This window comes from Streptomyces sp. NPDC085524 (assembly GCF_044541755.1).
Classification (GTDB): domain Bacteria; phylum Actinomycetota; class Actinomycetes; order Streptomycetales; family Streptomycetaceae; genus Streptomyces.
Window position 1 is genome coordinate 67,683 of record NZ_JBITTH010000021.1, and the last position, 26,270, is coordinate 93,952.

At 71.3% G+C, this 26,270-nt stretch carries 22 protein-coding genes and 1 tRNA gene; 20 read left to right on the top strand and 3 right to left on the bottom strand.

What is annotated here, in order from left to right:
* The 14 genes from ACIGFK_RS28630 to ACIGFK_RS28695 all read left to right on the top strand — a co-directional run bounded on the left by ACIGFK_RS28630 (window position 1) and on the right by ACIGFK_RS28695 (window position 18,383).
* Window positions 1–285 (top strand): DUF3039 domain-containing protein, encoded by a 285-nt coding sequence (locus tag ACIGFK_RS28630; RefSeq protein WP_030010729.1) that lies wholly within the window; start codon window positions 1–3, stop codon window positions 283–285.
* 187 nt (window positions 286–472) lie between these two features.
* Complete coding sequence (locus ACIGFK_RS28635) at window positions 473–2,128, top strand: beta-N-acetylhexosaminidase (protein ID WP_400054122.1); 1,656 nt, start codon at window positions 473–475, stop codon at window positions 2,126–2,128.
* Between the two features lie 390 nt (window positions 2,129–2,518).
* On the top strand, window positions 2,519–3,358 hold the full coding sequence (locus tag ACIGFK_RS28640; protein ID WP_376660982.1) for an FAD binding domain-containing protein: 840 nt from the start codon (window positions 2,519–2,521) through the stop codon (window positions 3,356–3,358).
* Window positions 3,355–5,694 carry a (2Fe-2S)-binding protein gene (locus ACIGFK_RS28645; protein WP_400054124.1) on the top strand — a complete coding sequence of 780 codons (2,340 nt, stop codon included), beginning with the start codon at window positions 3,355–3,357 and terminating at the stop codon, window positions 5,692–5,694. The genes ACIGFK_RS28640 and ACIGFK_RS28645 overlap by 4 nt, the downstream gene beginning before the upstream one ends.
* Before the next feature lie 41 nt (window positions 5,695–5,735).
* Window positions 5,736–8,033 carry a xanthine dehydrogenase family protein molybdopterin-binding subunit gene (locus ACIGFK_RS28650; RefSeq protein WP_376660983.1) on the top strand — a complete coding sequence of 766 codons (2,298 nt, stop codon included), beginning with the start codon at window positions 5,736–5,738 and terminating at the stop codon, window positions 8,031–8,033.
* 172 nt (window positions 8,034–8,205) lie between these two features.
* Window positions 8,206–8,739, top strand: a complete 534-nt coding sequence (locus tag ACIGFK_RS28655; protein WP_400054126.1) for a hypothetical protein — start codon at window positions 8,206–8,208, stop codon at window positions 8,737–8,739.
* Window positions 8,736–10,184 carry a WXG100 family type VII secretion target gene (locus ACIGFK_RS28660; RefSeq protein WP_400054128.1) on the top strand — a complete coding sequence of 483 codons (1,449 nt, stop codon included), beginning with the start codon at window positions 8,736–8,738 and terminating at the stop codon, window positions 10,182–10,184. The genes ACIGFK_RS28655 and ACIGFK_RS28660 overlap by 4 nt, the downstream gene beginning before the upstream one ends.
* Before the next feature lie 21 nt (window positions 10,185–10,205).
* Entirely contained in the window at window positions 10,206–11,384 is a 1,179-nt protein-coding gene (mycP, locus tag ACIGFK_RS28665) for a type VII secretion-associated serine protease mycosin (RefSeq protein ID WP_400054130.1), read from the top strand.
* Window positions 11,385–11,418: 34 nt separating this feature from the next.
* A complete protein-coding gene (locus ACIGFK_RS28670; protein ID WP_400054132.1) occupies window positions 11,419–11,850 on the top strand; it encodes a hypothetical protein in 432 nt (143 codons plus the stop codon).
* Window positions 11,851–11,861: 11 nt separating this feature from the next.
* Window positions 11,862–14,195: a hypothetical protein gene (locus ACIGFK_RS28675; RefSeq protein ID WP_400054134.1), complete on the top strand. Its 2,334-nt coding sequence runs from the start codon at window positions 11,862–11,864 to the stop codon at window positions 14,193–14,195.
* A gap of 54 nt (window positions 14,196–14,249) precedes the next feature.
* Window positions 14,250–14,912: a hypothetical protein gene (locus tag ACIGFK_RS28680; protein ID WP_400054136.1), complete on the top strand. Its 663-nt coding sequence runs from the start codon at window positions 14,250–14,252 to the stop codon at window positions 14,910–14,912.
* A 172-nt stretch (window positions 14,913–15,084) separates the two neighbouring features.
* The gene (locus tag ACIGFK_RS28685) at window positions 15,085–15,516 is read left to right on the top strand and encodes a hypothetical protein (RefSeq protein ID WP_376660981.1); all 432 of its coding nucleotides are present in this window, start codon (window positions 15,085–15,087) and stop codon (window positions 15,514–15,516) included.
* Between the two features lie 9 nt (window positions 15,517–15,525).
* Entirely contained in the window at window positions 15,526–17,835 is a 2,310-nt protein-coding gene (locus ACIGFK_RS28690) for a hypothetical protein (RefSeq protein ID WP_400054138.1), read from the top strand.
* The gene (locus tag ACIGFK_RS28695; RefSeq protein ID WP_400054140.1) at window positions 17,835–18,383 is read left to right on the top strand and encodes a hypothetical protein; all 549 of its coding nucleotides are present in this window, start codon (window positions 17,835–17,837) and stop codon (window positions 18,381–18,383) included. Before ACIGFK_RS28690 ends, ACIGFK_RS28695 begins: the two co-directional genes overlap by 1 nt.
* A 61-nt stretch (window positions 18,384–18,444) precedes the next feature.
* Here the strand turns inward: ACIGFK_RS28695 and ACIGFK_RS28700 are convergent.
* Window positions 18,445–18,516 (bottom strand) — tRNA-Cys (locus ACIGFK_RS28700).
* A 181-nt stretch (window positions 18,517–18,697) separates the two neighbouring features.
* Between ACIGFK_RS28700 and ACIGFK_RS28705 the strand changes: the two genes are divergently transcribed.
* The 6 genes from ACIGFK_RS28705 (at window position 18,698) to ACIGFK_RS28730 (ending at window position 24,787) form a co-directional block, all read left to right on the top strand.
* On the top strand, window positions 18,698–20,149 hold the full coding sequence (locus tag ACIGFK_RS28705; protein WP_376658559.1) for an MFS transporter: 1,452 nt from the start codon (window positions 18,698–18,700) through the stop codon (window positions 20,147–20,149).
* A 32-nt stretch (window positions 20,150–20,181) separates the two neighbouring features.
* Window positions 20,182–20,379: an Arc family DNA-binding protein gene (locus ACIGFK_RS28710; protein ID WP_376658558.1), complete on the top strand. Its 198-nt coding sequence runs from the start codon at window positions 20,182–20,184 to the stop codon at window positions 20,377–20,379.
* Window positions 20,379–20,747 carry a type II toxin-antitoxin system death-on-curing family toxin gene (locus ACIGFK_RS28715; protein ID WP_376658557.1) on the top strand — a complete coding sequence of 123 codons (369 nt, stop codon included), beginning with the start codon at window positions 20,379–20,381 and terminating at the stop codon, window positions 20,745–20,747. The genes ACIGFK_RS28710 and ACIGFK_RS28715 overlap by 1 nt, the downstream gene beginning before the upstream one ends.
* A 149-nt stretch (window positions 20,748–20,896) precedes the next feature.
* Complete coding sequence (locus ACIGFK_RS28720; RefSeq protein ID WP_376658556.1) at window positions 20,897–22,681, top strand: DEAD/DEAH box helicase; 1,785 nt, start codon at window positions 20,897–20,899, stop codon at window positions 22,679–22,681.
* 463 nt (window positions 22,682–23,144) lie between these two features.
* The gene (locus ACIGFK_RS28725) at window positions 23,145–23,786 is read left to right on the top strand and encodes an IclR family transcriptional regulator (protein ID WP_376658555.1); all 642 of its coding nucleotides are present in this window, start codon (window positions 23,145–23,147) and stop codon (window positions 23,784–23,786) included.
* A gap of 200 nt (window positions 23,787–23,986) precedes the next feature.
* On the top strand, window positions 23,987–24,787 hold the full coding sequence (locus ACIGFK_RS28730; protein ID WP_376658554.1) for a PDZ domain-containing protein: 801 nt from the start codon (window positions 23,987–23,989) through the stop codon (window positions 24,785–24,787).
* Here ACIGFK_RS28730 and ACIGFK_RS28735 read toward each other — a convergent pair.
* Window positions 24,714–26,054, bottom strand: a complete 1,341-nt coding sequence (locus ACIGFK_RS28735) for an MFS transporter (RefSeq protein WP_400054144.1) — start codon at window positions 26,052–26,054, stop codon at window positions 24,714–24,716. The two genes, ACIGFK_RS28730 and ACIGFK_RS28735, sit on opposite strands and share 74 nt — an antisense overlap.
* Window positions 26,051–26,260 carry a hypothetical protein gene (locus ACIGFK_RS28740; RefSeq protein ID WP_376658552.1) on the bottom strand — a complete coding sequence of 70 codons (210 nt, stop codon included), beginning with the start codon at window positions 26,258–26,260 and terminating at the stop codon, window positions 26,051–26,053. Before ACIGFK_RS28740 ends, ACIGFK_RS28735 begins: the two co-directional genes overlap by 4 nt.
* Window positions 26,261–26,270 lie beyond the last annotated feature (10 nt).

Sequence of the window (26,270 nt, forward strand, 5' to 3'; positions counted from 1 at the left end):
ATGAGCACTCTTGAGCCCGAGCGCGGGACTGGTACGGGGACCCTCGTAGAACCGACGCCACAGGTGTCCCACGGCGACGGCGACCACGAGCGCTTCGCCCACTACGTCCAGAAGGACAAGATCATGGCGAGCGCGCTCGACGGCACCCCCGTCGTCGCGCTCTGCGGCAAGGTCTGGGTGCCGGGCCGGGACCCGAAGAAGTACCCGGTCTGCCCCATGTGCAAGGAGATCTACGAGTCCATGGGCCCCGGCGGGGACAAGGACAAGGGCGGCAAGGACAAGTAGTCCGGCTCCGTCCGGCCCGCTCCCCGCAGGCCAATGGCCCCGGAGGCCCCCGGATGCGCTCGCGCGCGTCCGGGGGCCTTTGCCGTGTGCGAGGGGAGGGCTAGGGTCGGCCGCACGGGCGCCGGAGCGCGCCATGCGAAACGTGCGTTGCGCATGTCGCAACGGCTGGACGGTGGAGGGGTCGGCCATGCCCGATGTGATTCCGGAGCCGCAGTTCGCGCGCTTCGCCCGCGGCGCCGGCGAGTGCGTCCTGGACGATCCGCTGCTCGACGTCGGCCCCGGCACCGAGGGGACCGCCCGCTGGCTGCGCCGCGAGCTCGGTGGCGCCACCGGCTGGGACCTGCCCGCGCCGGCGGCGGGGGAGGAGCACGGCGGGCGCACGGTGATCCGGCTGGTGCTCCGCCCCGACCTGGCGCGCAGCGTCGGCGCGGAGTCGTACGAGCTGCACGTCACGCGGCGGTGGGTGCTGCTCGAAGGCGCCGACCCGGCGGGGATCTTCTACGCCGCGCAGACGTTGCGTCAGCTGCTCGGCCCCGAGGCCTACCGGCGGGCCCCCACGATGCGGGGCCGCGGCTGGCGGCTGCCGGTGGGCGACCTCCTGGACGGCCCCCGCTTCGCGTGGCGCGGGCTGATGCTCGACGTGGCCCGGCACTTCATGCCCAAGGACGGCGTGCTGCGGTACATCGACCTGATCGCCGCGCACAAGCTCAACGTGCTGCACCTGCACCTGACGGACGACCAGGGCTGGCGGGTCGAGATCAAGCGCCACCCGCGGCTGACCGAGGTCGGCGCGTGGCGGGCGCGCAGCCGGTGGGGGCACCGGGCCTCGCCGCTGTGGAACGAGACCCCGCACGGCGGCTTCTACACCCAGGACGACATCCGCGAGATCGTCGCGTACGCCGCGGAGCGGCACGTACGGGTGGTCCCGGAGATCGACCTGCCGGGGCATTCGCAGGCCGCGATCGCCGCGTACCCGGAGCTGGGGAACGCCGACGTGGTGGACACCTCGGCGCTGGAGGTGTGGGACGACTGGGGGATCAACGAGAACGTGCTCGCGCCGACCGAGGCCGTGCTGCGCTTCTACGAGGGGGTCTTCGAGGAGCTGCTGGAGCTCTTCCCGGCGGAGGTCTCGCCCTTCGTGCACGTCGGCGGGGACGAGTGCCCCAAGGCGCAGTGGAAGGCCTCGGCGGTCGCGCAGGAGCGGATCCGCGAGCTGGGGGTGGACGGGGAGGACGGGCTGCAGTCCTGGTTCATCCGGCACTTCGACGGCTGGCTCGCCGAGCGCGGCCGGCGGCTGATCGGCTGGGACGAGATCCTCGAGGGCGGGCTGGCGGACGGCGCCGCCGTCTCCTCCTGGCGGGGCTACGCGGGCGGGATCGCCGCCGCCGAGGCCGGGCACGACGTGGTGATGTGCCCCGAGCAGCAGGTGTACCTGGACCACCGTCAGGCGGGCGGCGGGGACGAGCCGATGCCGATCGGGTACGTGCGCTCGCTGGAGGACGTGTACCGGTTTGAGCCGGTACCGCCGAAGATGTCCGAGGCGGCCGCGGCCCGGGTGCTGGGCGCGCAGGCCAACGTGTGGACCGAGGTGATGGAGAACCAGAGCCGCGTCGACTACCAGGCGTTCCCGCGGCTGGCGGCCTTCGCGGAGGTGGTGTGGTCCCGGCTGCCGGAGCCCGGCGAGCGGGACTACGCGGACTTCGAGCGCCGGATGGATGCGGCGCACTACGCCCGGCTGGACGCGCTCGGCGTCGACTACCGGCCGCCGGGCGGCCCGTTGCCGTGGCAGCGGCGGCCGGGGGTGCTCGGGCGTCCGATCGAGGGCGAGCCCCCGATCGCGTGACGAGCGGGCGACGATCGCGCGACGATCCTGCGACGCCGGGAATCGGAACTCTGTCTGGTTTTCCTCCTATACGGGGAAAATCGGGCCATCGGGCAGGGGGTTCCGCGGAGGCCGTGAGGAAGCCGCGAGCGGGCCGGTGAGGGCCCCGCGGCCCGGCTGCCCCCGCCCCGGCAGACCCTCGCGGCGAGCGGCCCGGAAGATGTGCCAGAGTTGCCACCTCCCGGCGGTGAGCACGTACCGTACGGCGGACAGGCGTGAGCGCCGGGACCGGGACATCGGGAAGGGGCAGCTGGGTTGACCACGCACGCACCGCAAGCACCGCACGCGTCGGATGCGCCGCAGGGCGCGCAGGGCCAGTATTCGGCGCAGGGCCCGCACGCGGCGCAGTCCGTGACGTTGCCGACCTCGCTCGACGAGGCCGTGGCGGCGCTCACCGCCATGCCCGCCGCCGTGCCCGTCGCCGGCGGCACCGACCTCATGGCCGCCGTGAACGCCGGGCTCCTGCGGCCCGCCGCGCTGGTCGGCCTGGGCCGGATCAACGAAATCCGCGGCTGGCAGTACCAGGACGGCCACGCGCTGCTCGGCGCCGGCCTCACGCACGCGCGGATGGGACGGCCCGACTTCGCAGCCCTGATCCCCGCACTGGCGGCCGCCGCACGCGCCGCCGGGCCCCCGCAGATCCGCAACGCGGGCACCCTCGGCGGGAACATCGCCACGGCCGCGCCGACGGGCGACGCACTGCCCGTGCTGGCCGCGCTGGAGGCGGTGCTCCTCGTCGCCGGGCCGCTCGGCCAGCGGGAGATCCCGGTCTCGCACCTGCTGGCGGGCCGCGAGATGCTCCGGCCCGGTGAGCTGATCGGCTTCGTGCGGGTGCCGCTGCTGCACGCGCCGCAGGTGTTCCTCAAGGCCACGGGGCGTACGGGACCGGGGCGCGCGGTGGCGTCCGTGGGACTCGTACTGGATCCCGCCCGCCGCGGGGTGCGGTGTGCGATCGGAGCGGTGGCCCCGATGCCGCTGCGTCCGCTGGAGGCCGAGCAGTGGGTGGCCTCGCTGATCGACTGGGACGGGGACCGGAGCCTGGCCCCCGAGGCGCTGGAGGCCTTCGGCGAGTACGTCGGGGCGGCCTGCGTGCCCGACCAGGGGGACCCCGTGGCTCCCGGTGTGCTGCACCTGCGGCGCACGGTGGCCGTGCTGGCACGGAGGGCCCTGGGGAGGGCGCTGACCTCATGAGCGAGAACGAGAACGAGAACGTGACCCAGGGGAACGCCGGGAACGGTGCGAACGGCGCGGCGGGCTGGGGCTGGGAACCCGTCCCGCAGGGCGGCGAGTACGACTCGGACGCCACCGCCTTCGTGAAACTTCCGCAGGACATGCTGGACGCGCTCGGCACCGGCGAGCCCCTCGCGGCGCCCGGGCACGGGTTCGTGCCGCCGCCGATGATCGTGCCGCTGGGCTCGGTCAGTACGGATCCGAGCGCCACCGGGACCTGGACGATCCCGGTGCAGTGGCCCGAGGCGGGGGGCTCCGCCCAGGCCGACCAGGGGCCCGCTCCCACGCCCGCGCCGGTGGGCGGCCCGATCCCGGCGTCGATCCCGATCCCGGCAGCGGTGGCGGCGGCGTTCGCCGAGGCGGAGCCGGAGCAGGCGCAGCCCCCGGCGCACGACCCCGGGGCGACGGCCGAGTGGCGGTTCCAGGACGAGGCCTCGACGGGGCAGTGGGCGGTCCCCGGGTACTCGGAGTACGCGGAGTACGGGGGGACGCAGGAGGGGGCGGCCGGGCTGCACGGCGCTCCCGGGCTGCACGGGGCTCCCGAGCAGCAGGGTGACTTCCGGCCGCCGGCGCCCAGTGCGCTGGACGCCGACTGGAGCCAGGCCCCGGCGACGCTGCCGGGCGGCGCCCCGGCCCCGTGGGCGTACCTGACGCAGGACGCGGGCACGCTGCCGGGCACCGACGAGGCCGCGGCCGCATCGGCCGCCGCTGCCGCCGCCACGGCGGCCACCTCCGGCCGGCTGCTCGGCGGCCCCGGCGTGGGCACCGCCCCGCTGCGCGGGCCGCGGGTGCTGGGCGGCCCCGGTGTGGGCACCCCGCTCCCGGAGGACGAGCCGGCGCACCCGACCCCGCACGACATCGAGGCCGCCCACGGCCCGGCGCAGGAGCCGGCCGAGGGGGCGCGGGCCGCGGAGCACGCGGAGTTCGGCGGGCATGCGGGGCACGTGGGGCATGCAGGGCATGCGGGACATGCGGGGCATGCAGGCTTCGGGGCGCACGGCGGGCACACCGGGCACGTGGAGTACGCGGAGTTCGCGGGGCACGCCGAGCAGGCGGAGTTCGCGGGGCACGCCGAGCAGGCGGAGTTCGCGGGGCACGCCGAGCAGGCGGAGTTCGCGGCGCACGCCGAGCAGGCGGTCCACGCGCAGCACGCGGACGGTGCCGGGCACGGGGAGGGCGCCGGGCAGGCGGAGCACTCCGGGCAGGTCGACAACTCCGGCCATGTGGACCACTCCGGGCACGCCGATCACTCTGGGCACGCCAGTCACACCGGCCACATCGACCTCACCAGCCACACCGGGCACGCGGAGTTCGTGCCGCCCGTGGGCACCGACGGCCGCGGCTTCGACGCCTTCGGGCAGGCGCCCGACCGGGCCCCGGCGGAGTCCGCGGCGCTGCCCGCCGATGTCGCCGTCGACGGTCCGGCCGATGCCGCGGTCGACGCCCCGGTCGACGCCGCGGTCGACGGTCCGGCCGCCACCGGGCCCGCGGCGGAGGCCGCCGACGCGGACCCGCACGCGCCCGCGGAGACGGCCGCACCCCGAGCCGGCGCCGCCGACCCCGCCGAGGCCGGCGGATCCGGGCCCGGCGAAGCCGTCCAGGCCCCGGCGGACGACGCCTCCGCGCCCGTGCCGACCGCGGTCACCGCCGACAGCGCCCTGTCACCCCTGGACGAGGACACCACCGGAGGTGTCCCGGCCGAGGTGCCGACGTACGAAGAAGAGAACGAGCACCCCCAGGCCTCCTACGTCCTGCGTGTGAACGGCGCCGACCGCCCCGTCACCGGCGCCTGGATCGGCGAGTCCCTGCTCTACGTGCTGCGCGAGCGCCTCGGCCTCGCCGGCGCCAAGGACGGCTGCTCGCAGGGCGAATGCGGGGCGTGCGCCGTGCAGGTCGACGGCCGGCTCGTCGCCTCCTGCCTGGTCCCGGCGGCGACGGCCGCCGGCAGCGAGGTCCGCACCGTCGAAGGTCTCGCGACGGACGGGGAACTCTCGGACGTGCAGCAGGCGTTGTGCAGGTCGGGTGCGGTGCAGTGCGGGTTCTGCGTGCCCGGCATGGCGATGACCATCCACGACCTGCTGGAGGGCAACCACGCTCCCAGCGAGCTGGAGACCCGCCAGGCGCTCTGCGGCAACCTCTGCCGCTGCTCCGGCTACGCGGGGGTCGTCGACGCCGTGCGCGAGGTCGTGGCCGAGCGCGAGGCGGCGGCCGCCGAGTCCGCGGCTTCGCCGGAGCCGCGTATTCCGCACCAGGCAGCGCCCGGCGAGGGCGGCATCCACCACGGAGGCACGGCGTGAGCGGTCAGGACGCGGCGACGGCGACGACGGCGCTGAACACGATGGTGACCGCCCTGGCGGCGCCCACGGACCCAGCCGACCAGCAGGTTCCGCGCGGAATCGGCGCCTCCGTGCCCTCCGCCGACACCCGGGCCAAGACCGAGGGCACCTTCCCCTACGCCGCCGACCTGTGGGCCGAGGGCCTGCTGTGGGCCGCCGTGCTGCGCTCCCCGCACGCCCACGCCCGGATCCTCTCCATCGACACCACGGCCGCCGCCGCCATGCCGGGCGTGCGTGCCGTCGTCACCCACGCCGACGTCCCCGGTGCCACCACGCACGGCCGCCGGATCGCGGACCGGCCCGTCTTCGCGCACGACGTCGTACGCCACCACGGCGAGCCCATCGCCGCCGTCGCCGCCGACCACCCCGACACCGCGCGCCTCGCAGCGGCCGCCATCGCCGTCGAGTACGAGCTCCTCGACGCGGTCACCGACCCCGAGCAGTCCTTCGGCGCCGCCCCGCTGCACCCCGACGGCAACCTCATCCGGCACATCCCGCTCCGCTACGGCGACCCGGAGATCACCGGCGAGGTCGTCGTCGAGGGCCTCTACCGGATCGGCCGCCAGGACCCCGCGCCCATCGGCGCCGAGGCCGGGCTGGCCGTACCGCGCCCCGACGGCGGCGTCGAGCTGTACACCGCCTCGACCGACCCGCACACCGACCGCGACCTGGCCGCCGCCTGCTTCGGGCTGGACCCGGACCGCGTACGGGTCGTCGTCACCGGCGTCCCGGGTGCCATGGCCGACCGCGAGGACGCCGCCTTCCAGCTCCCGCTCGGCCTGCTCGCCCTGCGCACGGGCTGCCCGGTCAAGCTGGCCGCGACCCGCGAGGAGTCCTTCCTCGGCCACACCCACCGCCACCCGACCCTGCTGCGCTACCGCCACCACGCGGACGCGGAGGGGCGGCTGGTCAAGGTCGAGGCGCAGATCCTGATGGACGCCGGCGCGTACGCCGACTCGTCCTCCGAATCCCTGGCCGCGGCGGTCGCGTTCGCCTGCGGCCCGTACGTGGTGCCGCACGCCTTCGTCGAAGGCTGGGCGGTCCGCACCAACAACCCCCCCTCCGGGCACGTCCGCGGCGAGGGCGCCATGCAGGTCTGCGCGGCGTACGAAGGCCAGATGGACAAACTGGCCGCCGCCCTCGGCATCGACGGCGCGGAACTGCGCATGCGCAACGTCCTGGCGACGGGCGACCTGCTCCCCACCGGCCAGACGGTCACCTGCCCGGCCCCGGTCGCGGAACTCCTGCGCGCGGTCCGCGACTTCGAACTCCCTGCCCTCCCGAAGGACACTCCTGAGGACGAGTGGCTGCTCCCGGGCGGCCCGGAGGGCGCGGGCGAGCCGGGCGCGGTGCGGCGGGGCGTCGGCTACGGCGTCGGCATGGTGCACATGCTCGGCGCCGAGGGCACCGACGAGGTCTCCACCGCCACCGTCAAGGTGGTGAACGGCGCGGCGACGGTCATCTGCGCCGCCGTCGACACCGGCCAGGGCTTCGCGACCCTCGCCCGCCAGATCGTCCAGGAGGTCCTGGGCGTCGACGAGGTGACGACGGCCCCCGTCGACACAGACCAGCCGCCGGCCGGCCCGGCGGCGCACGGCCGCCACACCTGGGTGTCGGGCGGAGCGGTGGAGCGGGCGGCCAAGATGGTCCGTACGCAGCTCCTCCAGCCGATGGCCCACAAACTCGGCATGTCCACGGAACTCCTGCAGATCGCGGATGGCCGGATCACGTCGTACGACGGCGCCTTCTCCATGACGGTCGCGGAGGCCATAGAAGGCAAGGAGCTCTGGGCGACGGCCCAGTGCCGCCCGCACCCCACGGAACCCCTGGACGGCGACGGGCAGGGCGACGCCTTCGTCGGCCTGGCCTTCTGCGCGATCCGCGCGGTGGTGGACGTGGACATCGAGCTCGGCTCGGTCCGCGTGGTCGAACTCGCGGTGGCCCAGGACGTGGGCCGCATCCTCAACCCCCGCCAGCTGGAAGCCCGTATCGAAGCGGGGGTCACCCAGGGCGTGGGCGCGGCGCTGACGGAAAACCTCCGCACGGTCTCGGGCCTCGTCCGCCACCCCGACCTGACGGGCTACGCCCTGCCGACCGCACTGGACGCGCCGGTGGTCCGCATCGTCAAACTGGTCGAGGAGCGCGACGTGGTGGCCCCGTTCGGCGCGAAGGCGGCGAGCGCGGTCCCCGTGGTCACGGCCCCGGCGGCGGTGGCCTCGGCAGTACGCGCGGCCACGGGCCGCCCGGTCAACAGGCTCCCGATCCGGCCATCGGCGGCGGTCGCGGTGCCCAACTCGTGACCGTGTGAACCGCATTGCACGTGCAACCCGGACTTGGGGCTGTCGGAGCAGATCGCTAGAGTGATCGGTGAGAGTGGGTACGTGCGCATGTGAATGCGCGCGAACGCCCGCGAACGGGGACGGGGAGCGGCGCTGACGAGCGCCGTGACCACGGGGAGACGGGGAGAGCGACGTGGCAGAGGACAACGGGGCAAGTCTGTTCGGGGTTGGCATCGCAGCGGGCGTGGCGAGCGGAATCGCCGCGCAGGCGGCCGCGCAAGCCACCGCCGCGGCACTGCGGATTCAGTACGACAATTTGAAGGACTACCAGAAGCTGGTGGACGACCTTCTGACGAAGCTTCAGGAATCTCCGGCGCACCACGGAAAGCTGGCCGACGGCGCGCTGTCGACATCAGCCCTGGGTGACTTCGCCGAGGCCACCAAACTCAACCATTCGTACCGCACCGTTCACGCGGAGCTGCAGAAGCTGTCGAAGGGGTTGGCGGTGCAGATCGAGGCCCTGGGTCTCGCAGTCCAGTCTGCGGGCAAGAGCTTTGCCGAGGTGGACGAGGAGACCAAGCGTCGCTTGGTCGCCCTCGCCAAGCAGGCCCATGATCAGTACATCCCTGACCGTGACCCGTACGCGGACAAGAAGGGTGATGGAACACAGGCCGCGCCGAACAGTCCGCAGCCGAAGGGGACGAGGAAGGGCGCTCTTCTCGGATGACGAATTTTGAGGGCTACACGCACGCGCAGCTTCACGCGATGGCTACTGCGATCGACCCGGGAGCGGTCCGTGCGCTGGGAACGCAGCTCGCCGATGCCGCCAAGACGATCGAGGAGATCGGGAACAAGCTCAAGGACCACAAGGTCACGGGCTGGGAGGGCGAATCGGCCGACGCGTTCCAGAACTGGGTGAGCCAGGCGGGGAGTGCCACGCTGGTGCTGGCCGAGTACAGCGCGGAGAGCGGTAAGAGCATGGTCCACGCGGCTCAGGTCATGGGGGAGGTCAAGGGGTCCGACGGTGCGGAGGGCAACATGCCTCCTTACAACCCACGTACCGAGGCGAGCCTCAAGGAAGACCTCGAGCTGTCCCGCAAGTACCACAATGATCCGGATGCGGTGCAGCTCGGCCAGGACGCGTGGCGGAGGTTGAACGGAGACCACGCGCGGGCCGTGGACGCGATGAACAAGCTGGCCGGGGCGTACGACCAGTCGACTTTGGAGATGAACAGGGCACAGTCGAAGGCCCCGACGTTTCCGCCGCCGCCGAAGGTGCTTGTGCCGCCTTCCTACTACGGTTCAGAAGACATGGCGAGGTCCGGAGGCGGTTCAGGCGGGGGATACGGCTCGGCCGGTTCCTCATACACGCCGCCTAGCTCGTACGGTGATGCGCCTTCGAACAGCCCCGGTTGGGTGCCCGGGCACCAGCCGCAGCCGGACAACACGGTCCCGTCGGTACCCGTGCCGGGAATTCCGGACCGCAACGTGAACGTGGGTCTCGACTCCCTGGGCACCCTCCCGGATCGGGCTGTGCCGCCGGTGACGGCCCCGCCCAGTGGGCCGCTGCCCACTGGTCCGGGCCCCGGCGTTCCCACCCCCGGCCCCTTCGTCCCGCCCGCGAGTCTCCCGCCGGTCGGCGGCCTGAAGGGGACTGGCCCGGGCGCAGGACCCGGACTTGGCCCTTACCCGCGTTTGACAGGACCCAACAGTCCGGTTGGCAGGGTCGGCGGTATGCCGCCGGGCATGCCCCCGCGTGACACGGGCATCATGGGCGGTCGACCCGTGACATCCAACGGTCCTGGCTCGGGCATCCCGCGCGGCACGGTCATCGGCGAAGGAGCCCAGGCCGGCCGTGGCATGGGTGGCCCGATGGGTGGCGGCATGGGTGGCGGCGCTCACGGAGGCGGCCCGGCGGCGGGCCGCCGACTCGCCTCGGAGCCGGGAGGCGTCGTCGGAGGACGCCAGTCTGCTGCCGGTCGCCCGATCGCGGGTGGTAAGCCGTTCACCCAGGGCGGCTCGGGCCTGGTGCGGAACGGCGCTGTTGGCGCGGGTGCGCACGCTCCGGGTAAGCGAGGGGACGACCAGGGGGGCGAACGCCCCGACTACCTGGTCGAAGACGAAGAGACCTGGCAGGGCAACCGTCGTGTTGCTCCGCCGGTGATCGACTGAGCAGAACGGACATTGCGCGGGATGCACATGCGTAAGGCGACCTCGGCCCTCGTGGGTCTCCTGCTGGCCGGGGTCGCCGCGACCCCGGCCCACGCGGAGACCATCCGATCGCAGCAATGGCATCTCGACGCCATGAAGGCCGACGAGATCTGGAAAATCAGCACGGGGAAGGGTGTCACCGTCGCGGTAATCGATGACGGGGTGCAGGTGATTCCCGAGCTGGAAGGTCAGATTGTCTCTGGCAAGACTTTCACACCGCGTGGTGGCGACGGACGCAGTGAGAACAGTGGCCACGGCACAGGCATCTCCGCGATGATCGCTGGAACGGGAAAGCATCCGAGTGGCGACGGTGGCTACGGACTTGCGCCGGGTGCCAAGATTCTCCCGCTCCTCGTTGACAATAAAGAACTGAAAACGCCGTCATGGGTTGCGGCCATTCGATACGCCGCGGACTCGGATGCCAAGATCATCAATATGTCCATCGGTATCGACGGTAAGCCGGAGGATGATCTAGCACGGGCTGAGGCGGTGAAATACGCGCTCTCAAAGGGTAAGTTGATCTTTGCTGCCGTTGGCAATTACGGGGATTCGACCAACGAGCTTCTTTACCCGGCCGGGACTCCCGGGGTGGTGGGGGTTGGGGCAGTCGATCCCACAGGCGAGCCGACCAAGGAGTCGGAGCACGGCCCCCAGGTGGACATGGCCGCACCTGGCATCGACATCGTCACCGCTTGCTCAGGCAAGACGGGGCTCTGCAAAACCCACGGTACGAGTGATGCCTCCGCCCTCGCCTCTGCCTCCGCCGCCCTCGTCTGGTCCGCCCACCCAGACTGGACCAACAACCAGGTCCTCCGTGTCCTGCTGAACACTGCTGGCAAGCCCCTCGACGGCAGCCAGCGCAACGACTACGTCGGCTACGGCGTGGTTCGCCCCCGCGTAGCGCTGCAGAACCCCGGCGACCCCGGCCCGGCCGACGTCTACCCCCTCCCCGACCTGGCGGCAGCAGCCGCATCCGGGTCCAAGGGATCACCCTCCGGCTCCCCGGACGCCAAGGCCCCCGATGCCGCCGCGCCCGCCCCCGCCCCCCAGGCCGAGCAGAAGAAGGAGAGCAGTCTCCTTCCCTGGATCGGCCTCGGACTGGGAGCTTGCGTACTGATCGGCGGTGCCGTCACCGCCGTCGTCGTACGCCGGAACCGCTGACCGACCCAGCCCCTCCCACACAGGAGTTCACGCGATGTCGTTCGACGAGGAATGGGCGTCGGCGCGCGCCACGGCCAGTGCCAATGTCTCCATGCGGCTCAACCACGTCCCGATGGACCCGGGCGGTGGTGGCGGCGGTGGCGGTGGTGACCTCGAGCTGAATCAGGACCACATCGGCGCGATCGGCTCCGAGGCGTTCAAGCTGCACTCCCGTCTCCAGACGGACGGCAAGCACGCCGCCACCGCAACCACAGAGGCGGCCGGTGCGCTCACGAAGGAGAGCTTCGCGAGCGGGGCGGCGCTGCTGAAGGTCAACTCCACCTGGGAGAGCCAGGTGAAGACCCTCGTGGCCGCCTGCGCGAACATCTCCAACGGCCTGAACTACTCGCTCAAGTCCCATGCCAAGGACGAGCAGCAGCTCCAGGCCGACTTCACCGCATCCGCGATCAACAAATACCTCAAGTAGGCGGCGCCCGCATGCTGACGTACGAGAACGTGTTGAACGCGCCCGTCGACAAGCTGCAGACGGCGGTCACCGACTGGCAGGCGATGGTCGGCAAGCTGGACGAGATGGCCGAGGCCGCTCGCAACGGCATGAAGGCGAAGTCCGACAAGGCGGAGTGGAGCGGGGTCACGGCCGGGGTCGGTCGGGCGTTCGTCGACAAGACGGCGAAGGAGTTCGAGGACGCGGCCAAGGAGGCCAAGGGCATCCACAAGGCCCTGACCGAGGGCCTCGCCGTCTTCAAGCAGTCCAGGGACCAGCTGAAGAAGATCGCCACGGAGGAAGCTCCGGCGGCCGGCTTCCAGGTCGATGCCACCGGGCGTGTGACGGCCATCCTCCCGGCCACGGAGGGGGAGCGGAACGCCGCCCGGCACGACCCCGACTACCAGCGGTCCCTGAGCGAGAACCGCGGACTGTGGCAGCAGAAGATCGACGCCATCATCGACAACTGTGACGACGTCGACCAGTCGCTGGCCCGCATGCTCGGCGCCAACGTCACCGACGGGCACGACTTCAGCGGTCCGAAGTACGCCACCCTCGACGCGGAACAGGCCGGCCGAGCCGCCGATCTCGCGAAGAAGGGCCGGGAGATCAGCCACGACGAGCTCGTGGAGCTCAACGAGCTGCTGGCGGACAACGCCAAGGTGCCGGAGTTCTCGAAGAACTTCTACGAGACGCTCGGCCCCAAGGGGGCGCTCCAGTTCTTCGGTTACATGTCCACCGACACGTACGACTACTCCAAACTCGACGAGCAGCGCCTCAAGGACGTCCAGGAACTCCAGAAGAACCTGGGCCTCAACCTGGCCACGGCCACCAACTCCAAGAACGAGCCGCATCTGCCGGACAGCTACGCGCAGGAGCTGCGCAAGCTGGGCACCCAGCACATCCCGCTCGCGAAGTACGACCAGAATCCGCCGTACGGGTACCAGTTGCTCGGCGGCATCATGCGCTACGGGAACTACGACCCCAAGTTCCTGGTGCCCATCGCGGAGCACGCCACGCAGATCCACGCCAAGGACCCGGACTTCTTCAACGCGACGCGGCACATCAACGGGTACGGCAAGAACCTGTTCAACCCCTCCGGGGTCAACGGTGCGGGCTATGACCCGGTGGTCAGCTTCCTGGAGGCGATGGGGCACAGCCCGGAGGCGGCGAAGGAGTTCTTCGACCCGGAGCGCGAACCGCGTGCGTACAACACGGACGGGACAGAGAAGTCCGGGCCGGCCGATCTGGGCAAGGACAAGGACAAGCACCCGGTCAAGAACTACCTCGACTTCTTCGGCAACGAGAAGTACGACTTCACCATCGACATGGAGGGGACCAACCCCGACGACCTGAAGAAGGTCCAGCAGTACATGCCGGACGCGCTCGGTCACGCGCTGGAGGCGGCGACCCTGGGCCACGCCTGGGACGACCCGTCGCCGAAGCTGGAGCGTGACGAGGCGTCCTCGCGCATCATGCAGGAGGTCGTCTCCAAGTACGGCGGTGACGCCGAACTGCTGAAGAACCAGGAATCCCTGGCGGACAGTTTGGGGAACATGGGGGCGGGATACATCGACGACCTCAACCACGGGCTGAACGACAACCGTCCGGACAGCGCGTTCGCCAAGGTGGCCGACGGCCATGCCGAGTTCGAGCGCGACGACGCGCGGAAGTTCCTCAGCAGCCTCGGGCAGCATCCCGACTCCTACCTCACGATGTCCCAGGCCGAGTCCGTCTTCCAGGCTTCGATGCTGGAATCACAGGTGGCGCCTGACGGGAAGCTCAACCAGAGCGGTCTCATGGAGGCGGCACGGACCGGGGGAGAGTTCCAGGGCATTCTGGACGAGTCCCGCGGCAAGCAGATCGACGCCGACGCGAAGAAGTGGACCGAAGATTACGACAAGGCCGCCGAGAAGCGCTCCGGGTGGATCGAGTTCGGTGCCACGGCGGGGATAGCAGCGGGTGTTGCCTTCCTGCCCGCCACGGCGGCGGCGGCCGGAGCTGCGGCCATCATCGTTCCGCTGGCGGTCGACACGGGCAGCGGGGCGCTGGAACAGGTCGCCGGCAACCTCATCGGAGACTGGTCCGAGGCCGAGGGCGACCGCGAGAAGGACCGCAGGGAAGCCAAGGCGCACCAGGACAAGCAGAGCGTGTATACCCAGGGGGAGGCCAATGCCTCGGGACCGGTGGACCGGTTCCTGATCCGCCACCCGGTTAGTTCGACCGACCCGCTCGACGAGATCCTGAGGCAGTCTTCGCAGACCGGCTACAACACGGGCTGGGGACTGGAGCGGCACACGGGCAACCAGCCCGTCACAGGGAACTGAGGGGCGAGGATGACACCAGCGATTCCGGGGACCGCGAAAGGGCGGGCCAGAGGAGTGGCTCTGGCCGTCGTGGGCGCGGTGCTGCTCGCGGGTTGTTCCGGGGACGGCGCCGAGCCCAGCGGTCCCACCGAGCTGACCGCGGCACAGGTGTGCCCAGGAGGCATGCTCGGCCCCGACGCGGTCCGCGGACTCGAGAAGGTCACCGGGGCTACGGTCTTCGCGCCGCCGGAGAACGGTGAGAGCAAGGGAGTCCCGGGGGTGGCGGACCTACTGGTCGCCGGTTACGCCAAGGCGGGCGCCTCGCTCGGCGGGCCGGTATGCAAGGCCACTCCGCTGGACGACAAGAACCGGCGGAAGGCTTCGGTGAGCTTCGAGATCCAGAGCGACCTGCAGCGGACCGGGGAACACAGTGAGAGTGGCCAGGGCCGCTATTGGGAGTACGACCTCGGCCGCAATGCCCTGGCCATCTCGCGGCAGGCCATGCTGTTCTTCGACTGCGCGAGCACCCGCCTCGGGGGTCTCGAAAAGGTGGTGCCCGTCGCGGCGAGTGTCAGCGTCTCGGAAGGTTCCAAGGGGGACGAACCCGAGCTGCGCGAGGCCAACCTGGCCATCGTTCACTCGGCTGCCCTGGCCATGGCCAAGGAACTCGGATGCAAGGACAATGGCGGGCTGCCGGACAGGCTGGTCGTCAAGGAGAAGGCCGCGCCGACCAGGTAAGGCCGCAAGGCCGTGAGCCCGTACGCCCGCAGCCAGGGCGCCGCCACGCCGCAGTGATCCGGAGTCGAACAAGCGTTACAGTGCCTGCTGGTCGCCGGTGCCGTCACCGCGGTTGTCGTACGCCGGAACGCTGACACCACCCCCCCCACGACCTGACACAGGAGTTCACGCGATGTCGTTCGACGAGGAATGGGCGTCGGCGCGCGCCACGGCCAGTGCCAATGTCGCCATGCGCCTCAACCACGTCCCGATGGACCCGGGCGGTGGTGGCGGCGGTGGCGGTGGTGACCTCGAGCTGAATCAGGACCACATCGGCGCGATCGGCTCCGAGGCGTTCAAGCTGCACTCCCGTCTCCAGACCGACGGCAAGCACGCCGCCACCGCAACCACAGAGGCGGCCGGTGCGCTCACGAAGGAGAGCTTCGCGAGCGGGGCGGCGCTGCTGAAGGTCAACAGCATGTGGGAGAGCCAGGTGAAGACCCTCGTGGCCGCCTGCGCGAACATCTCCAACGGCCTGAACTACTCGCTCAAGTCCCACGCCAAGGACGAGCAGCAGCTCCAGGCCGACTTCACCGCGTCCGCCATCGACAAATACCTGAAGTAGGCCTCCGGAATGCTGACGTACGAGAACGTGATGCACGCCCCGCTGGACAAGCTCCAGACGGCGGCCACCGACTGGAAGGCCATGGTCGACAAGCTGGACGAGATGGCCGAGGCCGCTCGCAACGGCATGAAGGCGAAGTCCGACAAGGCGGAGTGGAGCGGGGTCACGGCCGGGGTCGGTCGGGCGTTCGTCGACAAGACGGCCAAGGAGTTCGAGGACGCGGCCAAGGAGGCCAGGGGCGTCCAGCAGCTCCTCAGCGACGGCCACACCACCATCAAGACGGCCCAGGACGCATTGAAGAAGGCCGTCCAGGAGGAGGCCCCCGCCGCCGGGTTCCAGGTGGACGGGGCCGGCAAGGTCACGGCCATCCCGATGGACCCGAAGACGGAGTTCGCGGCCCGGCACGACCCGGACTACCCCGAGTTCAAGCGCAAGCAGGAGGAGAACCGCAAGGCCTGGCAGGCGAAGGTGGACCGGCTCGTCGAGGACGTCGCGGACGCCGACGACTCCCTGGCCCGTGCCCTGCGCGCCAACGTCACGGACGACCACGACTTCAGCGGGCCGAAGTACACCACCCTGGACGGCGAACAGGCCGACCGGGCGGCCGACCTGATGAAGAAGCTCAGCAAGGAGCCGGGCGGGGTGGCGCGCAATCCCGAGGCGCTGCGCGAGCTGGAGGACCTGCTCGACGACAACCGCAACGACCCCGAGTTCGCGCCGGACTTCTACCGCAAGCTCGGCCCCGACGGCACGCTCGAGGCGTACGCGAAGCTGTCCATCGACGCGTCGACCCTGGGCGACGCCGGCAAGGACCGCCTGGCGATGGTCGGCAACATCCAGAACGACATGGGCGCGATGCTCGGGCTCGCCACGCAGAAGGACACGCCGAACCACCTGGACGCGGCCTGGACGACCGACCTGATGAAGGCCGGCCGCAAGGAAATGCAGGTCACCGGCGATCTGACCAGCAAGATCTACGGCTACCAGGCGCTCGGTGCGCTGCTCCACGAGGGCAAGTACGACAAGGACTTCCTGACCTCGGTCGGCCGGGACATGGTCGCGTTCGACCGCGAGCACGCGAAGGAGTGGGAGCACGGGGCCCCGTACGACCCGAAGACGGTGCTGAGTCAGGGCAAGGACGGCAGCCGCGGGTTCTATCCGCTGACGGGCCTGATGGACGCGATGTCCCACAACCCGGATGCGGCGACGGCCTTCTTCAACGAGCCGGTCCGCCAGGACAGCAACGGCGACGGCATCGTCACGACGGCCGACAAGGCCGTGGACGGGCAGCACGGCAAGGCGCGGGGCATGGTCGACTACATGCTGGACAAGGAGTCCTGGGCCGACGCCTTCGACCGGGCCCCGGGCCATCCCTACGGCGAAGCGGGCCCGGGCCAGGAGGCGCTCGGCTCCGCCCTGGAGGCGGCGGTCAGCGGGCGCGCGGCGGGCGACGAGGATGCGAAGCCGGTGCCGCACACCAAGGAAATGGCGTCGATCATGGAGCGCGTCGTCGAGAAGGTGGGCGATAAGCCGGAACTGATCGCTGCGAAGCCGGGTGAGGACGACGGCCGTCTGAAGGGGATGGCTGGCCACTTCGGGCAGATGGCCGCAGAGTACATGCCGGACATGCAGGCGTCGGCAGAGAACGGCAGCCGGATGATCAAGGCCAATGGTGTGATGGCCGAGTTCCACAAGGCGGACATGGCAGCGTTCATCGGGGCCGTGGGCCAGGACCCGGACGCATATGGCGCGATCACCAACTCCCAGCGGGCGTTCACGACCACACTCATCAACGACGTCGTCGCGCACCGGACGGAATACGACGACCTGGACGCGGCGATCAAGAGCGCTGTGCACCCCGGAGGTCAGATCGCCGGCATCTTGTCCGAGGCCCGGGCCGAGGGCACGTTCGCGGAGAACGGCCACAAGGCGGAGGAGTACGTCAAGGGCGTCGAGGACAACGCCAAGTGGATCAACCGCGGAATCAGCGCGGCGGGCGGCAAGTACCTGGAGATGGTGCCGCTGGCCGGGGATGTGGTGGAGTGGCTCCAGGAAGACATCACGGAGAGTGTGGTGGAACGCGCGAAGAAGGACCAGGCGGAGAAGACCGGCGAGGCGGATCACAAGGCTGTGATCGACTACACGAACGCGCAGATGGAAGCCGGTGAGTCCGCAGCGCAATCGGTCCGCAAGGCTGTGGAGGGAACGGGCATGAGCCAGAGGACCATCGACGCCCTCGCCGGTGTGGCTTCGACGGAGACGGCGAACGCGCACGCGGTCGGGCGCGGACAGGTTGCCACGTCGAACGGCGGCTCCTGATGCGCAACCCTCGTTTCCCGCTCGCTTGCGCCCTCACCCTGGCTGCGGCCGTGGCCCTGACCGGCTGCGGTGAGGAGAAGAAGGAGGCGGCCCCGCAGTTGCCCGAGAGGACCTGTTTCGGCATCTTCACGCAGGCCGACCTGGAGCCTCTGCTGGGTACCGGTGAGACGGTGAAGGTGGATTCGCCGGCCGATGTGCGGCTGACCGCGCAGCGGCCCGGGGCGACGTGCAACGTGTACGTCGACGGCAAGGGCCGGGTCCTGGTCACCGCCACGCGCAAGCCGTCGGGGCAGAGCACCGTCTGGCCGCCCATGGACCAGAACCAGCCCTCACCGGATCCGCTGCCGCTCGGTGACAAGGGGATCGTCTGGAACACCGGTGCCCGCGTCGCGCTCACCTGTAAGGGGTCCGAGGGCTCCTTCGAGCTCGAGCTGGGGATCAGCGGCTCCACCGACCGGATGAAGCCCGGTACGTCACGGCCCCTGTTCACCACGCTCATGACGAAGTACCTGGACGCCGCCAAGCAGCAGACCGGCTGCGGCGTCTAGCGGCGGTGGCAGAGAGAAGGCCGCTCAGGGGTGCGCCTCCCCCTGAGCGGCCTTCGCGTCGAAGCCGTGACCGGAATCGAACCGGCGTAACCCGCTTTGCAGGCGAGTCCCTCAACCACTCGGGCACACGGCTGTGTGGTGGTGATGGACATGACCGTATGGGGGTCCGGAGCGGCCCGGAAGGGTTTCGGGCGGGGTGCAATGCGACTGCCATGCCGCGTTCACAGTCCGGGGAGGACCAGGGCCGGAGGCGGAGGGCCGGATCCGTCTAAATGACAGGGTCGAGATGCGGCCACGCACCTTACTCTGGGGCGATGAGCGCCCTTGAACCCCGCGTGCCCCCGATATCCCCGCCCCGCCCGGCCCCGTCGCCGGGCGGGGTTCTCGGGCCCGCGTACCGGACGCTCAGTGTCGGGATCATTTCTGTTGTCTTCCTGATCGCCTTCGAGGCCACCGCGGTGGGGACGGCCATGCCCGTCGCCGCGCGGGAGCTGGACGGGGTCGGCCTGTACGCCTTCGGGTTCTCGGCCTACTTCACGACCAGCCTGTTCGGGATGGTCCTCTCCGGGCAGTGGGCCGACCGGCAGGGGCCGCTGCGGCCGCTGACCGTCGGGATCGGGGCCTTCGCCGCCGGGCTGGTGTGCTCCGGGACCGCCCAGGTCATGGGGGTCTTCGTGGTCGGGCGGGCCGTGCAGGGCTTCGGCGGCGGGCTGGTCATCGTCGCGCTGTACGTGGTGGTGAGCAGGGCGTACGAGGAACGGCTGCGGCCCGCGATCATGGCGGCCTTCGCCGCGAGCTGGGTCGTGCCGTCGATCGTCGGGCCGCTGGCGGCGGGGACCGTCACCGAGCACCTCGGATGGCGGTGGGTGTTCCTGGGGATTCCGGTCCTGGTGGTGGTGCCGCTGTGCGTGGCGCTGCCGGCGATCCGGCGGACCGCCTCCGGGCCCGTCGGCGGGGAGCCCGTGGCCTTCGACCGGCGGCGGATCCGGCTGGCCTTCGGGATCTCGCTGGGGGCGGGGCTGCTGCAGTACGCCGCCCAGGGGCTGGAGTGGTGGTCCCTGGTGCCGGGTGCGGTCGGCGCGGCCCTGCTCGTGCCCGCCGTGCTGGGGCTGCTGCCGCGCGGGACGTACCTGGCGCGGCGCGGGCTGCCGTCGGTGGTGCTGCTGCGCGGGGTGGCCGCGGGGTCGTTCATCGCGGCGGAGAGCTTCGTACCGCTGATGCTGGTGACCCAGCGGGGGCTGAGCCCGACCATGGCCGGGTTCTCGCTCGCGCTCGGCGGGGTCACGTGGGCGGGTGGCTCGTGGGTGCAGTCGAAGGGGCGGATGGCTCCGTACCGGGAGCGGCTGATGGTGGGCGGGATGGTGATGGTGGCGCTGGCCATCGTCACGGCGCCCGCCGTGCTGATCGCCTCCGTCCCGGTGTGGACGGTGGCGCTGTCCTGGGCGGTCGGCTGCCTGGGCATGGGTCTGGTCATCGGTTCCACGAGCGTGCTGCTGCTGAAGCTGTCGGCGCCGCAGGAGGCCGGCGCGAACTCCGCCGCGCTGCAGATCTCGGACGCGCTCGCCAACGTGGTGCTGCTGGCCGTGGGCGGGGCCGCGTTCGCCGCGCTGGGCGGGGGAGCGGTGGGCGCCGGGCACGCCGCGACGGCCGACGGGGCGGCCTCGCACCCCGCCGCGTTCCTGGTGGTCTTCCTGCCGATGGCCTGCGTGGCGCTGGTGGGGGCGTGGGTGGCGACCCGACTGGAGCCGGTTCCAGAATCCGCATGACACCGACTGGTACCGCGCGGTACCGTCGTGTCATGGCTGGTCTCAACGTCAGATTCACCGAAGAAGAGCTGGACGCCCTGCGCCAGCGCGCCGAGGCTGAGGGCCGCAGTATGCAGTCCTTCGCGCACGACGCGGTCATCAAGGCCATAAACGAGCACTCCCGGCTGTTCAACGAGGCGGCGGAGCACGTGCTGAAGGCGAGCGCCGAACTCAATCGGAGGCTTGCCTGATGCACTACCTCACGCTTCCCGAGTTGCTGAACCTCGCGGAGCGTCTCGGGGCGAACGAAGTGCGCGACTACGGGCTGCTCGATTCGGCGCTCGCGCGCCCGCAAGCCAGCGTGTTCGGCCAGGACGCCTATCCGGACGTGTGGCAGAAGGCTGCGGCCCTGATGGAATCGCTCGCCCGCAACCACGGCCTCGTGGACGGAAACAAGCGCATCGCCTGGTACGCGACCTGGGTCTTCCTCCACATGAACGGCCATCCGCTCGACGCCGACTTCGACGTGGACGAAGCCGAGCAGTTCGTGCTCGACGTGTGCCAAGGGGCTCTTGACGTGCCCAAGATCGCGGCGCAGCTCCCGAGGTTCGCCCGCTGAGATTCCGATGTGACCCTCGCCGCACCGCCCGAGGTCACGGGCCTGTCCCTCCGCGAGGGGCGGGCCCGTCCCGGTAAGGTGGCCCGGTTGTCCTACGTACGACTGCCCATGCCAGTACGCGAGTACGCCGAGAGCCCGAACCGGAGACCGTGACTACTACCGCCTCCCACCACCTCTCACCCGCCTTCCCCGGCCGTGCGCCGTGGGGCACCGCCAGCAAGCTGCGTGCCTGGCAGGAGGGTGCCCTGACCCGGTACATCGAGACGCAGCCGCGTGACTTCCTCGCGGTCGCGACCCCGGGCGCAGGCAAGACCACCTTCGCGCTGACCCTCGCCTCGTGGCTGCTGCACCACCACGTCGTGCAGCAGGTCACGGTGGTCGCGCCGACCGAGCACCTGAAGAAGCAGTGGGCGGAGGCGGCGGCCCGGATAGGCATCCGGCTGGACCCCGAGTACTCGGCGGGACCGCTCAGCAAGGACTACCACGGGGTCGCCGTCACCTACGCCGGCGTCGGCGTGCGCCCGATGCTGCACCGCAACCGGTGCGAGCAGCGCAAGACCCTCGTGATCCTGGACGAGATCCACCACGCCGGCGACTCGAAGTCCTGGGGCGAGGCCTGCCTCGAGGCCTTCGACCCGGCGACCCGGCGGCTCGCGCTGACGGGTACGCCCTTCCGCTCCGACACCAACCCGATCCCCTTCGTCACGTACGAAGAGGGGAACGACGGGATCCGGCGGTCCTCCGCCGACTACACCTACGGCTACGGCAACGCGCTCGGCGACGGCGTCGTCCGGCCCGTGATCTTCCTGTCCTACAGCGGCAACATGCGCTGGCGCACCAAGGCCGGCGACGAGATCGCGGCCCGGCTCGGCGAGCCGATGACCAAGGACGCCATCTCGCAGGCCTGGCGCACGGCCCTGGACCCGCGCGGCGACTGGATGCCGAACGTGCTGCGCGCCGCCGACCAGCGGCTGACGGAGGTCAGGAAGGGCATCCCGGACGCGGGCGGGCTCGTCATCGCCTCCGACCAGGACTCGGCGCGCGCCTACGCCAAGCTGATCCGCGAGATCACGGGCACGAAGGCGACCCTGGTGCTCTCCGACGACACCGGGGCCTCGAAGAACATCGACACCTTCAGCGGGAACACCGACCGCTGGATGGTCGCGGTCCGCATGGTGTCCGAGGGCGTCGACGTACCGCGCCTCGCGGTGGGCGTGTACGCGACGACCATCTCGACCCCGCTGTTCTTCGCGCAGGCGGTCGGCCGCTTCGTGCGATCACGCAGACGCGGCGAGACCGCATCCGTGTTCCTTCCGACCATTCCTTATCTCCTCGGTTTCGCCAATGAGATGGAAGTCGAGCGCGACCACGTCCTCGACAAGCCCAAGAAGCAGGGCGAGGAAGATCCGTACGCCGAGTCCGAGAAGGAGATGGACGAGGCGAACAAGCAGGAGGACGAGGACACCGGCGAGGACGAGCAGATGTCCTTCGAGGCACTGGAGTCCGACGCCGTCTTCGACCGGGTGCTGTACGACGGCGCCGAATTCGGCATGCAGGCCCACCCGGGCAGCGAGGAGGAGCAGGACTACCTCGGCATCCCCGGGCTGCTGGAGCCGGACCAGGTGCAGATGCTGCTCCAGAAGCGCCAGTCGCGGCAGATCGCGCACAGCCGCCGCAAGCCGGACTCCGAGGCGGACCTGCTGGAGCTGCCCGCGGAACGGCGGCCGGTGGTCTCCCACAAGGAGCTGCTGGAACTGCGCAAATCGCTGAACACGATGGTCGGCGCGTACGTCCACCAGAGCGGCAAGCCGCACGGCGTGATCCACACCGAGCTGCGCCGGGTCTGCGGCGGGCCGCCGAGCGCGGAGGCGACGGCGGGGCAGATCCGGGAGCGGATCAAGAAGGTGCAGGAGTGGGCCACCCGGATGCGGTGACCCCGGTGGGGTGACCCGGGCGGGGGTGGCCGGGCGGGGGTGGCCGGGCGGGGTGCCCGGGCGGGGTGGGTCGGGGCGAGTGGGAGCCCCGCCAGGACCGGTCGGGTGTTACGGAGCGTGACGCCGGCCGGTGCGGATCATCGTACGGACACCGGCCGCGCGGGGCCTCCGCCGCGCATGTGCGGTCCTACAGACGGGTTGTGGCGAGCGGGCCGCGAAACGGTTCCGCAGGCGTTCAGGAACCGGCATAAACGGGTAGTAGGCGCCCGGATTCTGGACGAGGCCTTCCGCTGAGCGGACCTGCTCGCTAATGTCCCCGCATTGAACGCACCGTGGCAGCGCCGCCGCGGGAGCGCAGCCGGTGCAATGGCCGCTACCGGCGGCCTCTCCGTGCGTCGCCGCGGGACCGGCGACGTGCGTCACCCGAGAGTCACCGCCGCTCACCGAAAGAGGGAGAGGCGTCGTGACCGCGGAAACCTCCCAGACTCTCGACAGAGGGCTCCGAGTCCTCAAACTGCTCGCCGACACCGACCACGGTCTGACCGTCACCGAGCTCTCCAACCGCCTCGGTGTCAACCGCACCGTGGTCTACCGGCTCCTCGCCACGCTCGAACAGCACGCCCTGGTCCGCCGCGACCTCGGCGGCCGGGCCCGCGTCGGGCTCGGCGTGCTGCGGCTGGGGCGGCAGGTGCACCCGTTGGTGCGCGAAGCCGCGCTGCCCGCGCTGCGGTCCCTCGCCGAGGACATCGGGGCCACCGCGCACCTGACCCTCGTCGACGGGTCCGAGGCGCTCGCCGTCGCCGTCGTGGAGCCGACCTGGACGGACTACCACGTGGCCTACCGGGCCGGCTTCCGCCACCCGCTGGACCGCGGGGCCGCCGGGCGGGCCATTCTGGCCGCCCGTCAGGGCTCGCTGATCGAACCGGGGTACACGCTGACCCACGGGGAGCTCGAAGCGGGCGCCAGTGGCGCTGCCGCGCCGCTCGTGGGCATCACCGGGCTGGAGGGCAGCGTGGGCGTCGTCATGCTGGCCGACGCGGTGCCGGAGCGGGTCGGGCCGCGGGTGGTCGACGCGGCGCGGGAAGTCGCCGACGCCCTTCGCTAGCGCGGACCGGGCGGATTCTGCCGGGGTCGGCGGGTCTGCCCGTGCGGCGCCGTTGCCGGGGGCGCCGCCCCCGGACCCCCGCGCCTCGAACGCCGGCGGGGCTGTTCATGCCCCCTGGCGGGGCTGGATGTGCCCCCGGCGGGGCCGGGCCGGTTGTGCCCCTGGTGGGGGTGGTGGGGGGTGGCCGATAGATTGGGCGGGTGCTCTCTCGTCTCACGCGTCTGCCGCGTCCCGCCGCACTGGCCGTCTGCGCCGTGCCCGTGGTCGGGCTGTTCGCCGTCGCGGCCCTCGCGCCCCTGCCGTTCGTGATCGCCCAGCCCGGGCTCACGGCCGACGTACTGGGTGAGCGGGACGGCAAGGCCGTCATCTCCGTCTCCGGCGCCCCGACCCGGGACACCAAGGGGCAGCTCCGGATGACGACCATCCAGGCCACCGGCCCCTCCACCACGGTGACCCTGCCCGATCTCGTCGGCGACTGGTTCGACTCCTCCCGGGCGGTCATGCCCAGGGAAGTCGTCTACTCCTCGGGCGGAAGCGACAAGGAGATCGAAGAGCACAATCTGGAGGAAATGGCCAAGTCGCAGTCGGCCGCCTCCGAAGCCGCGCTCGGCTACCTCCACAAGAACCCCAAGGACGTGAAGGTCGACCTCAACCTCGCCGACGTCGGCGGCCCCAGCGCCGGACTGCTCTTCTCCCTCGGCATCGTCGACAAGCTCGACGGCGACGGCAGCGGCGGCGACCTCACCGGCGGGCGCAACATCGCCGGCACGGGCACCATCACCGCGGACGGCGAGGTCGGCGCGGTCGGCGGCGTGGCGCTGAAGACCCAGGCCGCGCGGCGGGACGGGGCGACCGTGTTCCTCGTACCGAAGGCGGAGTGCTCGGACGCGCAATCGGAACTCCCCGAGGGGCTGCGGCTGGTCCCCGTCACTTCGCTGACGGATGCGGTGAACGCCCTTCGCGCGCTGAACCGGGGAGAGGACTCGGTTCCGTCCTGCTGAGGTCCCCGGGCTGCCCGGGCTCCCTGAAGTCCCCGGGCTCCCCGGAGGCCTTGGCCTCCATCGCGCGCCACGCCGGGAAGACCACCGGGGCCAGCGTCGTCAGCAGGTAGGTGCCGCCGAACAGCAGCAGCGCGTGCGCCGCCCCGAAGCCGTCGACCAGCAGACCGGCGGTGAGTCCGCCCACCGGCATCGTCAGCTCGCAGCCCGCCGTGGTCACCCCGGAGACGCGGCTGCGCAGCCTCTCCGGCACCTGCTCGTACATCACCGTGGACAGGATCGGGTTGAGCATGCCCGCGCCCAGTCCGGCCAGGGCCATCGTCACCGCGAGCGGGAGCGTGGTGCCGGTGAACGCGGCCACCGCGAAGCGGGTGGCCCCGGAGGCGAGGAAGGCCGCCGCGAAGACGGTCCTGCGCGGGAAGCGTTCGCCCCACGCGCCGTAGCACAGGGCGCCCAGCAGGGCGGAGCCGCCGAAGAGGGCGACCAGCAGGCCCATGGCGGTGGCCCCGCCGAGGGAGTCGCGGGCGTGCACGGGCAGCAGTACGGAGGACCAGCCCTGGTCGAGGCCGTTGGTCATCATCACCATCACGGTGATGCCCATCAGAAGCCGAGAACGCGTCAGGAAGGTCCAGCCCTCGGCGAGTTCGGTCCGGTAGACGGCGAACGACACCTTCCCGGCGGTGCGCTGGGGCTCGGCGGCCGGCACCCCGCGCAGGAAGGCGGAGACCAGCAGCGCCGACGCCCCGAAGGTCGCCGCGTCCAGCAGCAGTACGGTCTCGGCGCCGAACGCGGCGATCAGTACGCCGGCCAGCGCGGCCCCGATCATCCGCGCTCCGCGCGAGACCGCGTCGTACAGGCTCGCGGCCCGGGCGACGGTGGTGCCGGCGTGTTCGGCGAGGTTGGGCAGGAGCACGTAGCGGGCGGTCAGGCCCGGGGTGTGCACGAGGCCGCCGAGGGCCATCAGCGCGCACAGCATCCAGAACTCCAGCACGCCCGCGTGGTGCAGGAGCGGGATCGCGCCGACCGCCAGCCCGCAGATCACGTCGGAGGCGGCGGAGACCCGGCGGCGGCCGATCCGGTCGATGACCGGTCCGCCGACCAGGGCCGCCACGATGACCGGCAGCGTCGCGCAGAAGGCGACGATCCCGGCCCGGCCGGCGCTGTCCGTGGTCTGGAGCACGAACCACGGGACGCCGATCAGGGTGAGCGAACTCCCGGCTATGGAGATCGTGTTGGCGGCCAGGACGGCCGTGAACGGCCGCCTGCTCATGCCGCGAGCCGGTGCTGGTGCCGGAGGCGGCCGTGGGCGTGCTCCGGCCGGACGAGGCGGACCCCGGCGGCGATCAGGGCCTCGCCGAGCCGGTCGCGCAGGGCGGGGGCGGTGTGCGCCTCGGCGGCGAGGTGCCAGGCGGCGGCCTCGGCGGACAGTTCGGCGGTGCGGGCGGTGTGGTCGGCGGCGTGGGTGAAGGCGTGCATGGCAGGACTC